Below are 618 nucleotides of genomic sequence, written 5' to 3'. Positions count from 1 at the left end.
GGTGGAATCAATAACTGGGGTGAAGTCGTAACAAGGTAGCCGTATCGGAAGGTGCGGCTGGATCACCTCCTTTCTAAGGAGAATTACCTACTGTTTAATTTTGAGGGTTCGTTTTTACGAATACTCAAAGTTAGCACTTTAAGTAACGGAATTTATTCGTTGGCGCTGTGCGTTAGCACTTTAAGCAACGGGATTTATCCGTTGGCGCTGTGCGTTAGCACTTTAAGCAACAGAATAAACTGAACGCATGTGAAGTTTGTTTGTTGGCGACGTGCGTTAGCACTTTAAGTAACGGAATAATCTGAGTGTATACGAAGGTTGTTCGTTGACGCTGTGCGTTAGCACTTTAAGCAACGGAATTTATTCGTTGGCGTTGTGCTTTAGCACTTTGAAAACTGCATATATATTTAGTGATATGACATCTAATTTGTAATATATAAAGCTGATAACTTTTTAAAATTATCAAGTTGATAGACTTTAATCTATCAAACCTTTTTAACTGGTCAAGTTATTAAGGGTGCAGGGCGGATGCCTTGGCACTAGGAGCCGATGAAGGACGTGATAAGCTGCGATAAGCTTCGGGGAGTTGCACGTAAACTTTGATCCGAAGATTTCCGA

The 618-nt window shown here is 40.8% G+C and carries 2 rRNA genes; both read left to right on the top strand.

The features are described 5' to 3' along the window. Nucleotides 1-73 (top strand): 16S ribosomal RNA (locus tag IR152_RS19790); the annotation flags it as partial. A 428-nt stretch (nt 74-501) separates the two neighbouring features. Continuing rightward, nucleotides 502-618, top strand: a 23S ribosomal RNA gene (locus IR152_RS19785); the annotation flags it as partial.

Source organism: Clostridioides sp. ES-S-0108-01 (assembly GCF_020662285.1).
Classification (GTDB): domain Bacteria; phylum Bacillota; class Clostridia; order Peptostreptococcales; family Peptostreptococcaceae; genus Clostridioides.
Note: the sequence above shows the minus strand (reverse complement) of the source record. Positions and strands in the feature narration are given on the sequence as shown.